Source organism: Streptomonospora sediminis, assembly GCF_054778995.1.
On record NZ_BAAGYZ010000001.1, the window covers coordinates 25478 to 41193 of the forward strand.

Annotated in this window: 17 protein-coding genes and 2 tRNA genes; 10 read left to right on the top strand and 9 right to left on the bottom strand. The window is 71.9% G+C overall.

The features are described from left to right. Window positions 1-130 precede the first annotated feature (130 nt). From ACYVD5_RS00120 to ACYVD5_RS00135, 4 genes are all read right to left on the bottom strand, one after another. The gene (locus ACYVD5_RS00120; protein WP_460998751.1) at window positions 131-1309 is read right to left on the bottom strand and encodes a sensor histidine kinase; all 1179 of its coding nucleotides are present in this window, start codon (window positions 1307-1309) and stop codon (window positions 131-133) included. Window positions 1310-1539: 230 nt separating this feature from the next. Further along, window positions 1540-2157 (bottom strand): UTRA domain-containing protein, encoded by a 618-nt coding sequence (locus ACYVD5_RS00125; protein ID WP_460998752.1) that lies wholly within the window; start codon window positions 2155-2157, stop codon window positions 1540-1542. Further along, window positions 2141-3019 carry a CPBP family intramembrane glutamic endopeptidase gene (locus tag ACYVD5_RS00130; protein WP_460998753.1) on the bottom strand — a complete coding sequence of 293 codons (879 nt, stop codon included), beginning with the start codon at window positions 3017-3019 and terminating at the stop codon, window positions 2141-2143. Before ACYVD5_RS00130 ends, ACYVD5_RS00125 begins: the two co-directional genes overlap by 17 nt. A 140-nt stretch (window positions 3020-3159) precedes the next feature. Then, window positions 3160-4104, bottom strand: coding sequence for an alpha/beta hydrolase (locus ACYVD5_RS00135; protein ID WP_460998754.1), 945 nt, complete (start codon window positions 4102-4104; stop codon window positions 3160-3162). Between the two features lie 60 nt (window positions 4105-4164). On the opposite strand from ACYVD5_RS00135, the gene ACYVD5_RS00140 reads away from it, so the two are divergent. Continuing rightward, a complete protein-coding gene (locus tag ACYVD5_RS00140; RefSeq protein WP_460998755.1) occupies window positions 4165-4782 on the top strand; it encodes a helix-turn-helix domain-containing protein in 618 nt (205 codons plus the stop codon). Between the two features lie 180 nt (window positions 4783-4962). Next, entirely contained in the window at window positions 4963-5286 is a 324-nt protein-coding gene (locus ACYVD5_RS00145; protein WP_460998756.1) for a hypothetical protein, read from the top strand. 199 nt (window positions 5287-5485) lie between these two features. Here ACYVD5_RS00145 and ACYVD5_RS00150 read toward each other — a convergent pair. Further along, window positions 5486-5558, bottom strand: a tRNA-Arg gene (locus ACYVD5_RS00150). 515 nt (window positions 5559-6073) lie between these two features. Between ACYVD5_RS00150 and ACYVD5_RS00155 the strand changes: the two genes are divergently transcribed. Next, window positions 6074-7072, top strand: coding sequence for a D-alanyl-D-alanine carboxypeptidase family protein (locus tag ACYVD5_RS00155; RefSeq protein ID WP_460998757.1), 999 nt, complete (start codon window positions 6074-6076; stop codon window positions 7070-7072). A 62-nt stretch (window positions 7073-7134) separates the two neighbouring features. Here the strand turns inward: ACYVD5_RS00155 and mscL are convergent, their stop codons facing one another. The 4 genes from mscL to ACYVD5_RS00175 all read right to left on the bottom strand — a co-directional run bounded on the left by mscL (window position 7135) and on the right by ACYVD5_RS00175 (window position 9752). Continuing rightward, a complete protein-coding gene (mscL, locus tag ACYVD5_RS00160) occupies window positions 7135-7545 on the bottom strand; it encodes a large conductance mechanosensitive channel protein MscL (protein WP_460998758.1) in 411 nt (136 codons plus the stop codon). Window positions 7546-7645: 100 nt separating this feature from the next. Next, entirely contained in the window at window positions 7646-8311 is a 666-nt protein-coding gene (locus ACYVD5_RS00165; protein WP_460998759.1) for a CpaB family protein, read from the bottom strand. Between the two features lie 301 nt (window positions 8312-8612). Then, entirely contained in the window at window positions 8613-9023 is a 411-nt protein-coding gene (locus tag ACYVD5_RS00170; protein WP_460998760.1) for an FmdB family zinc ribbon protein, read from the bottom strand. A 168-nt stretch (window positions 9024-9191) separates the two neighbouring features. Next, a complete protein-coding gene (locus ACYVD5_RS00175) occupies window positions 9192-9752 on the bottom strand; it encodes a 5-formyltetrahydrofolate cyclo-ligase (RefSeq protein WP_460998768.1) in 561 nt (186 codons plus the stop codon). A 240-nt stretch (window positions 9753-9992) separates the two neighbouring features. Here ACYVD5_RS00175 and galU point away from each other — a divergent pair, with 240 nt between their 5' ends. The 7 genes from galU (at window position 9993) to ACYVD5_RS00210 (ending at window position 15622) form a co-directional block, all read left to right on the top strand. Further along, window positions 9993-10928, top strand: a complete 936-nt coding sequence (gene galU, locus ACYVD5_RS00180; protein ID WP_460998761.1) for a UTP--glucose-1-phosphate uridylyltransferase GalU — start codon at window positions 9993-9995, stop codon at window positions 10926-10928. 79 nt (window positions 10929-11007) lie between these two features. Then, complete coding sequence (glp, locus tag ACYVD5_RS00185) at window positions 11008-12243, top strand: molybdotransferase-like divisome protein Glp (RefSeq protein ID WP_460998762.1); 1236 nt, start codon at window positions 11008-11010, stop codon at window positions 12241-12243. Window positions 12244-12333: 90 nt separating this feature from the next. Then, window positions 12334-12822 carry a cyclic pyranopterin monophosphate synthase MoaC gene (gene moaC, locus ACYVD5_RS00190; protein WP_460998763.1) on the top strand — a complete coding sequence of 163 codons (489 nt, stop codon included), beginning with the start codon at window positions 12334-12336 and terminating at the stop codon, window positions 12820-12822. Then, window positions 12819-13367 (top strand): MogA/MoaB family molybdenum cofactor biosynthesis protein, encoded by a 549-nt coding sequence (locus ACYVD5_RS00195; RefSeq protein ID WP_460998764.1) that lies wholly within the window; start codon window positions 12819-12821, stop codon window positions 13365-13367. The genes moaC and ACYVD5_RS00195 overlap by 4 nt, the downstream gene beginning before the upstream one ends. Before the next feature lie 141 nt (window positions 13368-13508). Next, window positions 13509-14168: a GNAT family N-acetyltransferase gene (locus tag ACYVD5_RS00200; RefSeq protein WP_460998765.1), complete on the top strand. Its 660-nt coding sequence runs from the start codon at window positions 13509-13511 to the stop codon at window positions 14166-14168. A gap of 478 nt (window positions 14169-14646) precedes the next feature. Next, window positions 14647-15450, top strand: coding sequence for a divisome protein SepX/GlpR (gene sepX, locus ACYVD5_RS00205; protein ID WP_460998766.1), 804 nt, complete (start codon window positions 14647-14649; stop codon window positions 15448-15450). A 98-nt stretch (window positions 15451-15548) separates the two neighbouring features. Beyond that, window positions 15549-15622: transfer RNA gene (locus ACYVD5_RS00210), tRNA-Ala, on the top strand. The last annotated feature ends 94 nt before the right edge of the window (window positions 15623-15716 follow it).

Genomic DNA, 15716 nt, shown 5'->3' on the forward strand with positions numbered 1-15716 from the left:
AGTGCATCTCCGGCTCAACGGCCGCCCCGCACGGGACGCGGCTGAGACGGCCAAGGTACGCCGACCGCCCGCGCGGTTCCTCCGCCGGCCGTCCCACCGACGGCACTGTGCCCCCGGAGGCCGCGCGGCATCACTGCACATCGAGCGGTAATGACACGGCGACCTCGAACCCTCCCGCTGCCCGCGGGCCGCTGCGAAAGGTTCCGCCATAGGCGGCGGCCCGCTCTTGCATGCCCACGAGACCGTGTCCGCGACCACCGCCGCCGCCGGCGGCTCCGCCCTGCGCCGCCGCGCCGCGGCCGTCGTCGGTGACGCAGACCTCCAAGGTGTCGTCTCCGTACCACAGCCGTACCTGCGTCGTGCTGACTCCGGGGCCGGCGTGCTTGCGCGTGTTGGTCAGCGCCTCCTGCACGACGCGGTACACCGCCAGCTCCATCCCGGTCGGCAGGTCCCGGACGACCCCGTCGATGGTCAACTCCACGGGCAGACCCGTGCGCCGCACGTCGGCCACCAGCTGGTCCAGCTGCGCAGTGCCCGGCTGCGGCGTGTACGTGCCGCCGGCGGGTTCGCCTTCCCGCAGCACGCCCAGCATGCGCCGCATCTCGGTCAGCGCGGTCCGGCCGGTCTCGCCGATGGTCTCCAGCGCCTGTTCCGCGCGGTCGGGCCGGCTGCGCAGGCTGTAGGCGGCCCCGTCGGCCTGGACCACCATGACACTGAGGCTGTGCGAGACCACGTCGTGGATCTCGCGGGCGATCCGGGTACGCTCCGCTGCCGCCGCGATCTGGGCCTGGTTGTCGCGTTCCCGCTCCAGCCGCACGGCGCGCTCCTCCAGGCTCGCCAGGTAGGCGCGCCGGGTGCCGATGGTGTAGCCCCAGATCCACACCGACACGATCAGGATCGTGGCGACGGGCAGCAGTGACTGCACCGAATCGCCGTCGTCCACAACCAGCAGGACCAGGACGGCCCCGAGTTCCACGGCTCCGGCCGCCGCGAGCGAGACCCGCCGGCTGCACCGCGCGGCCACGTTGTAGAACGCGGGGATCCCCATGAAGTCGGCCGGGAGCAGGGCCAGCCCGCCGTCGACCGCCCAGTGCAGGACGGCTGCGAGCGCCGTCGCGGCGAAGACCGCAAGGGGCAGGTCCCGGCGCCAGATGTAGGACGTGCACGCGGCCAGAGCCAGCGGCACGCCGATGCCGGGATGGGAGTACTGGTCCACGAACAAGAGGTTGAACAGGAACACGGCCCCGGCCACCGCACCGTCGGCCACCCGGGGGTGGCTCCGCATCCAGGTGAGCACCGCGCGAAACACGTGCTCAGCCTAGGGTGTGCTTGGCGGTCCGTAGCGAGCGGCGCATCGGGTACCCGGCGATGATCATGCAGAAATGCCTCTCCCAGCGTTGATTCTTGGGCATTTCTGCAGGGTCGGTGCGTCGCCCGCCCCCGACCGCACTTCTGCTCCGTAGGTGCTGCGGGGAGGGGGTTGGGGGACTTTGGCCGTTCCGACGGCAGCGCTCGATCCACGCGGCGCCGCGGCGGTACTCACCCCTGCTCGACCGGGATCGTGTACGCCAGCTCATACCGGTCCGGCGGCACCACGATGTCGGCCGTCTCCACCGGCCGGTCCTCGGTGTAGTACGCCCGCTGAATCACCATCACGAACGCGCCGCGGCCCAGCCGCAGGCGGTCGGCTTCCTCTTCGGCGGCCGTCCGTGCCGTCACGACCTCGCCCGCATGCACGATGAGCTGCCCGATCTGCCGCATCCGCTCGACCACGCCGCGGCCCAGCCGCAGGCGGTCGGCTTCCTCTTCGGCGGCCGTCCGTGCCGTCACGACCTCGCCCGCATGCACGATGAGCTGCCCGATCTGCCGCATCCGCTCGACCACGCCCCGGCCGGCGTGCGGCCCGTCCTCAGGCAGCACCACCGCGGTCCCGCGGGTGATCTCCATTGGCTCATATGAGGCGCTGAGCAAAACGGGCTCGTCGTCGCCCGTGAAGATATAGGAGGTCCGCATCACCTCGGCACCCGCCTCGACCGCCAGCCGGGCGGCGATCCCCTCGGGCGCGGGCTCGATCCCGCCGGGTGCTCCAGGCGTACCGGTCCGGTCGCCCTCTTGGGCGCAGTCCGGCCCATCGCCCTTGCTAAGCGCGGGCTCCACTGTCCCCGTGCGGTGCCGGGGTTGCGGGAGTACTCGGTGCGGCCGCGGTGCGCTTGTTGTCAGCGGGGGAGGTGGCCAGCAGGATTACCGCCGCGATCAGTTGGACGCCCATGATCAGCGCCTGCGTGACCGGTTCCTGGACGCCCGCAAGGACCATCGTCGCGTTGGTGGCGAAGTGCACCGCGATCGCGGCGACGACGCCGCCGCGGTCATAGGCGCCGCAGACCAGCATGGCCATCGGGACGGAGCTGATGGCGAAGAGCACACCGCTGGGTGTCGCGATGCCCAGCATGTGCTGCATGCTCCCCTCGACGAAGAACAGCGGCAGATGCCACACGGCCCAGATCGCACCGAGCACCAGGGAGACCTGGAAGCGGCCCATGGACGCGCGCATGCGGGGGTAGGCGGTGCCGCGCCAGCCCGCTTCCTCGGCCAGCGGGCCGCTGATGAGCAGACCGATGAGGAACGCCGCGACCCCGCCGTAGGTATTCAGCGTGTCCTTGACGGCCGCCAAGGTCGGAGCCGGTTCGCCCGCCGCCTGCGCCACGAGCACCGCTACCACCACGAGCGCCGACGCCAGTACCAGCAGCGGCGGCGTCCACAGCAGTGTCCCGGCCCGGCGGGCCCGGACCGCGTGTGCGGGTACCGGCTCACCGCGCCGGCCGCGGCGGATCCGCAGCACCAGGGCGGCGACGAGCGGTCCGAAGGCGCCGAGGACGTAGACCTGCTGGGCGGCCGCGGTCCCGGCGAGCGCGATCGCCGCACCCCAGGCGATCCAGCTCACGGCGAAGGCGACGACCATGAACAGGATCAGGTCGCTGCGGTATCCGCCGGGGGCGGTTGGGGTTGAGTGGGCGGTCATGGCAGGTTGGTTTCCTCTTCGGTGCTGTGTCGGTACGGGCGCGCCTATACCTGCGAGCAGGGGCTCGCGGTTGCGCGGACTGGCGGGGACCGCGGGTGGCTGCTGAGCGAGCGGGCGCGGCAGCGGAAACGCGGCGGGGGTCAGGAGCGGTGCGGTTCCTGCTCGGCGGGCGCCTCGCCTGAGGCGCCCAGCCGCGCGGCGAGCCAGGATGCGGTGAGTGCCATCAGTTCCGGGTCGATCGGGCTGCGCAGGAGGCGGCTGTAGGAGAGCAAGCTGTGCCGCCCGGGGTCGCGGCGCAGCACGTGGGTGAGGTCCGGCACCAGGTGGATGTCGGTCTCACCCGGGACCAGCCGCCGGACCTCCTCCAGATCGGCGGGGTTGACCTGGAGGTCCTTGGTGCCGGTGACGGCCAGGACAGGGGCTTTGATGGCGGCGAGTTCGTCGCGGGTGTCGTGGGCGATCATCTCGCGCAGCCAGCGGGCGTTGAGCGGGAACCCGGCGACGCGCGCGGAGTCCGTGTCCGTCCGCTTGATTCCGGCCAGGATCCGGTCGACCAGTGCCCACACCGGCCGCCGCAGGAGGCGGAGGGGAGCCGGCAGGCTCCGCACGATCGCGCGCGACTGCCAGCGCAACGCGTCTTCGCCCCGGTTGGCGAATCCGGCCAGCAGCACCACCGCCTGGGCTTGGCCGTCGGCCCCGAGGGACATGGCGTGCAGCGAGCCCTCGCTGTGGCCGATGGCTGCGACGGCGCCGGGGCGGATGGCGGGGTGCTCGGCCAGTGCACGCAGGGCGCAGGAGGCGTCCCGGCGGTTGTCCGTGAATCCGGTGGTACGCCACTCGCCGGCGGTGGCTCCGGCGCCGCGCCGGTCGTAGCGCAGCGTGGCGATCCCCTGCTCGGCAAGGGCCGCGGCGATCGCGGGGCCGAGGTTCACGGCGACCTTGGCGGTGTTGCCGTCCCGGTCCAGGGGGCCGGAGCCGTGCAGGAGCAGGGCCGCGGGGTGCGGGCCGTCACCGGGTGGCAGGGTCAGGGTGCCGACCAAGCGGGTTCCGTCGTCCGCGGTGACCGTCATGTCGGTGTCAGGCACGGCTTCGCCTTCCATTGTTCTCAATCTCGATAATGTTCTCAAGTATGAGACCATGAAGTCATGGCGAATGCAACCGCGAACCTCCTGCTGCATCCCGTACGACTGCGCATCCTCCAGACCCTGGGAGGCGCCGACGAGCTGACCACCGCACAACTACGCGAGCGCCTGCCCGAAATACCGCCCGCCACCATGTACCGGCACCTCACGACCCTCATCGAGGCCGCCATCCTGGAAGTGGCGGCCGAACGGCCCGTCCGCGGCACGGTCGAACGCACATACCGCATCCGCCGGGACGCGGCTCTCGTCGACGACGACGCCCTCGCCACCATGACCAAGGACGACCACCGGCGGGCCGTCGCCGCCTTCGCCGGGGCGATACTGTCCGACTTCGAGCGCTACCTTGTGCGCGAGGACTCCGAACCGCCCCGGGAGAACCTGCTCTACCGCCAGGGTGCGGTGTGGGTGACCGACGCCGAGTTCGCCGCGCTGGTCGACGACATCGAGGCCGCCGTCGCCCGCCGTACCGGCACCACCACCGACGACGGCCGCACCCGCCACCTCCTCAGCTTCGCCTTCGTGCCGGACAAGGCGGTGGTCCGGACGGCGGAGCAGGAGCGGGGCCAGGCGGCGGACGCGCCGGACGACGGGCCCGCGGCGGGCCGCGGCGGCGAGTCCTGAGCGGGCGCCCGAGCGGCTAAGCGGCGCTGGGACGTCGGGGCGCCGCGGTCAGTGGCCGCCTCCCGCCCGAGCCGCGGATCTCGGGGTCGGCCAATCAGTCCGTTCCGCGGCCGATGAGCCCGGGTCCAGGCGGGCGGAGACCTCTGCGAGCCAGTCCCGGTTCCAGGTGAGGCGGCCGGCGTGCAGGTCGTCCACCAATGCCTCGACGCGATGGAGGATGCGCTGGAGCCGGAACGCCGGCTGCGCGGCGGCAACGAGGTCCCTGCCGCACTGGCCGCTTACCAGCACGCGCGCCGCGACCGCGTCGAACGCATCGCGGGCGAAGGGCGCAAACGCCGCGCGCAGAAGGCCGGGGCGTCCCACCCGGTGGCATTGGCGCTGCGGGATGTCTCGATGCGTGTCGCCTTCGCACTCATCCGGCGTTTCGGTTCCCAGCGGTGGATCACCGACCACCGGGTGGAGCCCGAGGCCGGTACGGGCGGCCACACGGCACAGCGCCGGTAGCGCGACACGTGCGCCACGCTTCGGCGATGATCATGCGGGAATGCCCGGATCTGGCGCCGGATCCGGGCAACTGAGCATGATCGCCGGGGGACTACGGCCACCCGCCGCCCAACGGAACTCGGGCCCTGATGGCAACCCGCGTGGCAACCGGGCAGGGTCCGTTCGGGCGGGTCTGGCCCGTTCGTGCAGGTGGGAGGGGTGGCCCCAGCAGGATTCGAACCTGCGACACCCACTTTAGGAGAGTGGTGCTCTGTCCCCTGAGCTATGAGGCCGGAACCGGGGTCCAGCCTAGCGGAGGATGGGCCGGGGGTGGGCCGCGCGGTCCCGGGGCGTGGCGGGCGTTATGGGATTACCCGTGGGGCGCTAAAGTTGTCATGACGCCCCCGTGACCTTCGTCACTATTTGCCCCAGACGGGTTTGATGGGGTTTTTTGCGCTTTGTCGCCCATAACCTGGGCGGAGTAGTTGCAAAGTTGTGACCTGCCGTTTCGCGTGGGCGTTAGCTGTGTGTGGCCCTCTCCACCCCCCGCCCGCACGCTCGCCCGTCCCCGGGAATCCAGCCCGGTCCGTCCGATAGTGGACATGTAGTAACTTGCGATGCGGCCGTGCGCACCCACCGTTTTACTCGCAACCGGAGGACCCTCGTGCCGTTCTTTCTCGACCTGACGCGGCGTTCGGACCGCGTGCCGAGAAGCCGGTCTGCACTGTCTCCGCTTGCGCTTTCCCCCCGCTCGCGGAAGCACGGTGCCCTGTCCGTACTGGTCATACTCATCGTCGCATTCTTCCTGGTGCCCGGCATTCAGACGGCCCTCGCGCCGGTGACCGCGCCCGCCTCGGCCGAGTCGGACCTCGACCAGCTCAAGCAGAAGGCCGACAAAGCTCGCGACGAGCTGGAGAAGGCCACCGATGAGTACACCAAGCGGCAGGAAGAACTGGACGACGCCCAAGAAGAACTGGTCTCCACGCTGCACGACATGCAGCAGACCGAACTGCGCCTGTCAGAGCTGCGCGAACCTTTGGCGCAGCTCGGGAGCACGCTCTACCAGCAGCCCAACGCGGGCGTGCTGGGCATCATGACCGCCGGAAAGCTGAACCAGGACCTCCGGGTCGAGACACACGTGCTCAAGCTTTCCGACGAGCGCGAAAAGCTGCTGGACGAGGCCAACGACGCGCGCGACAAGCAGTCCGAACTGGCTGCGAAAGCGCAGGAGTTGCAGACCGATACGCAGCTGAAGCGGGTCGAACTGGGGGAGGACCTCAAGGACCTGCGCGCCCAGTCCGAGGACAGCACCGAAGAGCTGACCAATGAGCTGAAGGACCGCGGGCTCGACCCCGACGCGTACTTCGCCGGTGCGGAGTGCGACCCCTCGGTCGCCGACAACGCCTCGGGCTACCCCAACGGTCTGCTCCCGCAGGACAGTCTGTGCAAGCTGCACCAGGACGGCGAGTTCCTGCGGGCCGACGCCGCGGTGGACTTCCTGAAGATGAACCAGGCGTTCTCCGAGGAGTTCGGCGAGAACCTCTGCCTGACCAGCTCCTACCGCGACCTGTCCAATCAGGAGCGGCTCTACTCCACCAAGCCGCCCGGCATGGCGGCGGTGCCCGGCACCAGCAACCACGGCTGGGGGCTCGCGGTCGACCTGTGCGGCGGCGTGGAGACCCAGGGGAGCCCGGAGTTCAACTGGTTGGAGAACAACTCCAAGAAGTGGGGTTGGTTCCACCCGCAATGGGCGTATTCGAACCCGTTCGAGCCCTGGCACTGGGAGTACGAGGCCCCGCACGCATAAGGCCGGTCGGCGGGCTGCTCAGCGCGAGCTGAGCGGCCCGCCGCCGCTGTTCGGGGCGGCGCTCAAACCGCCGCGGTCTCGGGCTCGACCTCCGAGGTGCAGTGGGCGCAGCGCGAGGCCGACTTGCTGATGTCGCTGCAGCAGAAGGGGCACGCGCGCGTGGTGGCCTCTTCGGTCTTGGCGTAGCGCTCCAGCAGCTTGGCCATCGGCAGCACCACCAGGAAGTACACGATCGCCGCGGTAAGCAGGAAGCTCAGGGCGGAGTCGATGAACTGCCCGTAGAGGAACCGGCTGCCGTTGATCTCGAAGTAGAGGTCGCCGAAGGCGGGGATTCCGCCGAAAATCCCGATCAGCGGCGTGATGAAGGCTTCGGTGAACGAGCTGATCAGTTCGGCGAAGACCGCGCCGATCACAACCGCGACCGCAAGATCCACCAGGTTGCCCCGCAGCAGGAACTGCTTGAAACCGCTCATGAACTTCCCCCTGTATTGCCGGTGCCTGCGTTATCGGCGCCGCGGCCGTGCAGGCAGCGCGGCGGGCCGCGGGATAGCATCCACCACCTGTAGTGGGAGGTCAACCGCGGATGGTCACGGACAGTCGGGATGCGGTTGCATGCCCGGCCAGCGCGCGGGCTTCGTCGGGGCGTACCGCGAGCAGGAACAGTGCGCCGCCTGTGCCGGTATCGGCACCGGCTTGGGGCACGGCGATCACCGGACGGTCCTCGACGACGGTGCTGGCCGGCGGGGAACCGCCGGCACCGCCGCCCGCAACCCCCGCATCGCCGGCGAACCCGGGATCGCGGGCTGCGGCCAGCACGTCGACCCGGCTGCCCGGGCGCAGGAGCGCCGCGGGCCCCTGATCGGGCAGGCGAACGGGCGCGGCCACCAGGCCGGGCCCGTAGCCGCGCGCGGGAGGTTCGGCGATGCGGGCGCGGGTGAGGACCTCGCCCCGGGTTACCGGGCCGGTGAGCGAACGCCCCACGGGATCATCGCCGGGGCCGAGCGCGTGTGCGGGGACCGCGGCGGGCGGTAGCGCGCGCACCGCGAAATCGCCCGACGCCACGGGCGACAGCGCGTCGAGGGCGCGGGTGGCCACCAGCACCGCGGTGGCGGGTTCGGGCGGCGGGCGCACGAGCAGCACAGCGCCGATGAGCGCCAGCGCCGCGCATAGGGCGCCGAGCGGCCTGCGGTAGCGGGAGAGTGCACGGAGCGGCCGCGGGGCGGCCGGCAGCGGGCTCACGGTTCGGCCGCCGGGCGGCGCAGGGCGGGCGGGGCCGGGTGTTCAGGCGCCGCGGGAGTGCGGCGGCGCGAGGCGGCGGCTGGGGCACGGGACCGGGCAGTGGTTCGCATGCCCGTACGGTAGGCCGCCATCCGCATACCGCGGCGCCGCCGTCCACAGGCCTGGCGCCGCACGTGCCATACGCACGCACGGACGAACGGCGGCCCCTGAAGTGTCCGGCGTCCGGGACCCGGTACCCGGCCGTGGCTGGAGGCCGCCGACCGGAATCCGGAGGACGGCGCCCGGCTTGGCCGGCGGGGGCCTAACTGGAGGTCGAAGCGGCGCCGGAGCCGGCCGGGGCCTTGGTCTCCTTCGCACCACCGGAGGAACCCGAGGAGCCGGCGGAGTCCGACTTCGTCGAGGCGGAGTCCGAACCGGAGCCGGAACCCGCGGACTCGCTCTTGGAGTCGCTCTTCGCGGAGTCGCCGCCCGACGATTCGCCGCTTGCGGAGTCGCCGTTCTTGCCGGAACCCGCCATCGTGGAGCTGTCGGAGGTGGAGTTGCTGTCGGTGCGGTAGAAGCCGGAGCCCTTGAAGACGATGCCCACCGCGGAGTACACCTTGCGCAGCCGCCCCTCGCATTCGGGGCACACGGTCAGCGAGTCTTCGCTGAAGCTCTGCACGACCTCCATTTCGGAGCCGCACTCGGTGCATGCGTACTGGTACGTCGGCACTGGGTCCTCCTCGCTGGCACTCTCACCCGTCGACTGCCAAATATTACGCGGTCCGGCAGCGCAACCGCGACATCGGGGGTGTGGCGCCGTAGAATCCGCGCTGCCGACATGCTGCAACGCAGCGGGGACCGCGGGTGTTCCCCCGGCCGGGCCCGTGCCGCCGCCGGGTCACCCCGCTGCAAGCAGGCGCATCCCCGTGCCCGGAGCCACGATGCCGTCCACGGGCCGGTCGTGCGGTTCGGCCGGCACCGACTCGACCAACTCTGTGTCGTAGATCACCGCGAGCGTGCGCGTATTGGGGCCGATCCGCGCCAGCGCCCGGTCGTAGCAGCCCGCCCCGCGGCCCAGCCGCAGCCCGCTGCGGTCCACCGCGAGCGCCGGGCACACCACCGCCGCCGCGCGGCGCACAGCATCGGGCCCGTAGCGGTGGCCCGCCGGCTCCAGCAGGCCGATCGGGGTCTCCTCCAGGCTGTCGGGCCCATCGTAGGCCGCCCAGTCCAGATCGCCGTTGGCAAGGAAGACCGGCAGCAGCACGTAGGTGCCGCGTTTCCACAGCGCCGCGATCAGCTTGCGGGTGTCGGGCTCGGTGCCCACCGAGTAGTAGACGGCCACCGTCCCGCCCGTCGTGAGCAGCGGCTCGTCCGCCAGCGCGTCGCGGATCGCCGACCCGGCGGCCGCCCGCTCCTGCTCGGGCATCGCCCGCCGCGCCGCGACGATGCGTTTGCGCATGTCCTGCTTGGATTCCTGTGCGGTCACAGCAACGCAGTCTCCCAGGCGGTCCGCACATGCGGCGAAGCCGGGAGCCGTCCCCGCGCACACGCGCCCGCCGCGCGCCCGCCGCGGGGCGCGGCGCGCAGGAACCGCCGGGCAGTTCCGGCAGGACCGCCGCACCCCCGCGCCCTGCCCGTCCCCGGAGCCGCACGCGCGCGCCGGGCACCCGCGCCCGGGCCGGTGTCCTAAAGTGCCGACATGACAGATACAGCACGCCCCTCCGGTGTCGGCAAGGCCGTCGTACCTGCGGCCGGTCTGGGCACCCGGTTCCTGCCCGCCACCAAGGCGACCCCCAAGGAAATGCTCCCCATCGTCGACAAGCCGGCGATCCAGTACGTCGTCGAGGAGGCCGTCGGCGCCGGCCTGGACGACGTACTGATGATCACCGGCCGCTCCAAGCGTTCCATCGAGGACCACTTCGACCGCGCCTACGAGCTCGAAGAGGCGCTGCGGGCCAAGAGCGACACCCAGCGCCTGCACGCGGTGCGCGAGTCCAGCGAACTGGCGCAGGTGCACTACGTCCGCCAGGGCGAGCCGCGCGGCCTCGGGCACGCCGTGCTGTGCGCGGCATCCCACGTCGGCGACGAGCCGTTCGCGGTACTGCTGGGCGACGACCTCATCGGCGGCCGCGAAGCCCTGCTGCAGCGCATGATCCAGGTTCGCGAGACCTACGGCGGCAGCGTTGTGGCCCTGATGGAGGTCGACCCCGAGCAGGTCTCCCTCTACGGCTGCGCCGCCATCGAACCCACCGGTGAAGAGGACGTCGTCACCGTCACCGACCTCGTCGAGAAGCCGGCCGTGGACCAGGCGCCCAGCCGCTGGGCCGTCATCGGCCGCTACATCTGCGACCCCGCCGTGTTCGACGTGCTGCGCGAGACCCCGCCCGGGCGCGGCGGCGAGATCCAGCTCACCGACGCGCTGCTTGAGCTGGCCCAACGCAAACCCGCCGACGGCGGACCGGTGCACGGCGTGCTGTTCCGCGGGCAGCGCTACGACACCGGCAATAAGATCGACTACCTCCGCACTGTGGTGGAATTCGCCTGCGAGCGCCCCGACCTCGCCGCGGAGTTCCTGCCGTGGATGCGCGAGTTCCTCGACCGGCACGCCGACCAGGCGTCCGGCGGAGGGGCCTGAGCGGTCCGCAGCCGGGGCCGCACCGCCTACCCGCCGCCGGACCCGGCGGCACCGCCGACAGTGGGTGAAGGAAGCAGCGATGAAGACCGTCGAGCAGCACCTCCGCGACGTCCTGGACCTGGTCGAACCGCTCGACCCCATTGAGCTGGACCTGCTGCGGGCACATGGCGGCGTGCTCGCCGAATCGGTGGCCTCCCCGGTGTCCCTGCCGCAGTTCGACAACTCCGCGATGGACGGCTATGCGGTGGCCGCCGACGACCTCGCCGGGGCATCCGCCGAGAACCCGGTGCGCCTGCCCGTTGTGGCCGATATCCCCGCAGGCGACTCCGCGGCCACCGCCGTGCGCCGCGGCCACTGCGCACGCATCATGACCGGTGCGCCCCTGCCCAGCGGCGCCGACGCGGTCGTGCCGGTGGAGTGGACCGATGGCGGCCAGGCCACCGTGGCCATCGACCGCCCGGTCCGTGTGGGCAACGCCATCCGCCGTGCCGGCGGGGACGTGGAAAAAGGCGCGGGCGTCCTGCAGCGCGGTGCGCGCCTGGGCGGTGGCGAACTCGCGGTGCTGGCCGCCGTGGGCCGCGGCTCCGCGCTGGTGCACCCGCGCCCCCGCGTGGTGGTGCTGTCGACCGGCGCCGAACTGGTCGAGCCGGGCTCGCCCATCGGGCCGGGCCAGATCTGGGAGTCCAACAGCTACATGCTGACCGCGGCGGCACTGGACGAGGGCTGCGCCGCCTACCGCCACGGCTTCATCGGCGACGACCCCGCCACCGTCATGGGCACCATCGAGGACGTGCTGGTGCAGGCCGACATCGTGCTCACCACCGGCGGGGTGAGCATGGGCGCCTACGACGCGGTCAAAGAGGTGCTGTCGCGGCTGGGCACGGTGCACTTCGACAAGGTCGCCATGCAGCCGGGCATGCCCCAGGGTGCGGGCACGGTCGGTCCCTCCGCCACGCCGATCCTCACACTGCCCGGCAACCCGGTCAGCTCCTACGTCTCCTTCCAGCTGTTCGTGCGGCCCGCGCTGCGCCGGCTGCGGGGACTGGACCCCGATCCGCTGCCATCGGTGCACGCGCGGCTGACGGAGCCGGTGCCGCACTCGCCGCAGGGCCGGCGGTCCTTCCTGCGGGCGTCACTGGAGTACGACGGCAGCGGCGGCCCGACCGCCTACACCGTCCAACCGGCCACGCGGCAGAGCTCCCACCAGCTTTCGGCGCTGGCCGAGGCGAACGCGCTGGTCGTGGTGCCCGAATCGGCCACCGAACTGGCCGAAGGCAGCGTGGTGGAAGTCCTGCGGTTGCCCGCTCACCCCTGACATCCGGCTCATCGGGCAGCGAACCCGCAGCAGCTTCCGCCCCGCCCCGCGATCCCCCACCCCACCACCCCGCCAAGGAGGACGCACACCATGCCTGAAGACCATCCATCCGGGCTCAGCCATCTCGACTCCGCCGGGGACGCCCGCATGGTCGACGTGTCGGCCAAGGACGTCAGCGCCCGCACGGCCACCGCCACCGGGCGGGTGCTGCTGTCGGCGGAGACCGTCGCGGCACTGCGCGACCACCGGATCCCCAAGGGCGACGCGCTATCGGTCGCCCGGATCGCCGGGATCCAGGGGGCCAAGCGCACACCCGACCTGGTGCCGCTGTGCCACCCCATCGCGGTCCACGGCGCCGACGTCGACCTGCAGGTGCACGACGAAGGCGTGCACATCAGCGCGACCGTGCGCACGGCCGACCGCACCGGCGTGGAGATGGAGGCGCTCACCTGCGTGATGACCGCCGCGCTGGGGCTGGTGGACATGGTCAAGGCGATCGACCCCGAAGCCGTGGTGACCGGAGTGCGGGTGGAGGAGAAGACCGGCGGCAAGACCGGCCACTGGAGGCGGTCGCAGTGAGCACAGCGCAGGCACCCGAACCCGGTGGCGGCACCGCCCTCTACCGCGTCGCCGTCATCACCGCCTCCAACCGGGCGTCCGCGGGCGTCTACCCCGACCGCTCCGGTGCGGCGCTGCGCGAGGAACTCGTGCGCCTGGACGGCGTTGCCGTCGCGGGCCCGCCGCGCGTGGTGCCTGACGGTCCGCCGGTCGGCGATGCCCTCCGCAGCGCCCTGCAGGAGGGCTGCGACGCCGCCATCACCACCGGCGGCACCGGGCTGAACCCGTCCGACGCCACGCCCGAGGCGACACGCCCGCTGCTGGTCTACGAGATCCCGGGTATCGCCGAGGCGCTGCGCGAAGCGGGCCGGGCCAAGGGCATCGCCTCGGCCGTGCTCTCCCGGGGACTGGCCGGGGTGGCCGAGCACGGCGGGCGGCGGATGCTGGTGGTGAACCTCCCGGGCTCCAGCGGCGGAGTCCGCGACGGTATGGCGGTGCTGGGCCCGATCCTGGCCCACGCGATCGACCAGATGCGCGGCGGCGACCATCACAGGCCGGTGGCCTGACGCCGCACCCGCGGTGGTGGAATACTGGAAAACGCGAACGGGACGACACCCGTTTCCCGCCCGGTTGCGCGGGCGGGTACACCACACCCGCCTGCCGGCCACCGGGCGCACCATCGGCCGCAGGTGTCGGAAGGACGCGACGTGAACCGGATCCGCGGCTGGCCGATCACCCTCAAGGAGGGGCCGGTCGGCCTGCGCCCGCTGCGGCTGCGCGACGCCGGCGCACTGCGTGATACCCGCATCCGCAACGCCGATTGGCTGCGCCCCTGGGAGCCCACGCACCCGGAGATGCCGCTGCAGACCTCGGGACTCTCGCCCTACGTGGCGATGGTCCAGGCGATCCGCCGCGAGGCCCGCCACGGGATATCCATGCCGTGGGCCATCACCTACGAAGGCGTGTTCGCCGGCCAGCTCACGGTCAGCGCCATCGTCTGGGGGTCGGCGCGCTCAGCCCAGGTGGGTTACTGGATCGACCGCGCTTACGCGGGGCGCGGCGTCACCCCGACCGCGGTGGCGCTCGCCGTCGACCACTCGTTCTTCACCGTGGGCCTGCACCGGATCGAGGCCAGTATCCGCCCGGAGAACCAGGCGAGCCGGCGGGTGGTGCAGAAGCTCGGCTTCCGGGAGGAAGGGCTGCGCAAGCGCCAGCTGCACATCGACGGCGCGTGGCGCGACCACACCGCCTACGCGGTGACCACCGAGGACGTCCCCGGCGGGCTGCTGGCGCGGTGGCGCCGCGGCGGCCACGAGGCCGGATCCGACAGCGCGGCCGGCGGAACTCCGCAGCCCGAGTGGCCGTGACAGTAGTCGATCGGCGGTAAAAACGGGCAGCGCAGCTAAACCGGTGTCGGCGCACCCCTGTTCGCGGGATAATCGCCGTTACTCGGCCGGAGTTGTCGGCGGCACGGCGGCCGGGTCGCCATCTGCGAGCTCGCCTGACCACCGGGTGTTCTCCCTAGCGGCCCGGTATCCAGCGGCGAATGCGGCGGTCGGGGGAAAGAGGAAAGACTGTAATCTCACGACACTCCGGTCCGAATACTGCGCATTTATGGACACCTGGTCGTACCGTGCGGAACGTAGACGTACCAACGATGCAGGCAACACGTGCATATGGCGCATGGGGGACGGCGAATGACGAAGGGCACGGTGGACGGCCGCAGCGCCGGATCGTGACCTCGGTGCGGCCCGTTTTCGGGCCGCCGCCCGCCATGGGCCATGAACGAGCCTCGTTGCCGGAGCGTCTGGGACTGTTCTGTGGTCGGCGGTGCGAGGAGGGGTCATGAGCAGCTCTCCTCTGTATCTCGCCATCGTGGTGGTCTGGCTGATCGTGCTGGTGCCGATGCTGCTGCGCCGCGACTCCGCCGTACACGACGAGGACGGCGCCGAGCTCGACGATGACCTGGGGCCCGACTCCGAGGACGACATCCCCGAGGACGACGGCGTCGAGGATGCCGACGGCGACGGTACGGTCGCGGGGGAGGACACCGAGTGGGATGGCGCCGGCCCCGGCGAACACGGTGCCGCCGCACCGCCCCGCGGACGGGCAACGCGCCGCGGCAACGCGGCGCCGGCCGCGGCCGCCCACGAGCACACCGACGCGGATCCGCACCGCACTCGCGCATCGGCCCGGGGAGCAGCCGGCGAACCGGGCGAGCAGGAAGACGAGGGAGAAGCGGTGGAGTTCGCGGCCGAGTCGGCGCCACCGGCTCCCGCACCCCGGCGGCGCAGCCGGGCCAACGTCATCGCCCGGCGCCGGCGCCGCACCTTCGGGCTGACCACGCTGCTGGCGCTGGCCGGAGTCGGCGTCGGAATCGGCCTGGGTCCGTGGTGGGTGCTGGTGCCCCCGACCGTGCTCCTGGTGGGCCACCTGGCCCTGCTGCGCGAAGCGGCCAAGGCCGACGCCGAGCGCCGTGCCGCCGAGGCGGCGCGGCGCCGCCGCAGGCTGATCGCGGCCCGCCGGGCGCAGGAGGCGGCAGCAGCGGCCGAGGCGGCACGCGAAGCCGAGGTCATCGAACTGATGGAGCGCCGCAACCAGGTCTACGACCAGTACACCGACGCCCACCTGCGCGCGGCCGGCGACTAGGAACGGCCGGCACGCCCCGGAACGGAGGAGCGCTCGCTCCACCGTTCCGGGGCGTTCGGACCACGGGGCGGAAGCTGCTAGTATTTGGGGCGTTGTCAGGGGCTGTGGCGCAGTCCGGAAGCGCACCTCGTTCGCATCGAGGGGGTCAGGGGTTCGAATCCCCTCAGCTCCACACTTCACTCCGGAACGACTCTGCTTGGAGGACTCCGTCCTCCTCGCCGGGTCGTTTCGTTGTTTCTTCCGGGGGGCGACCCCCAGACCCCCGT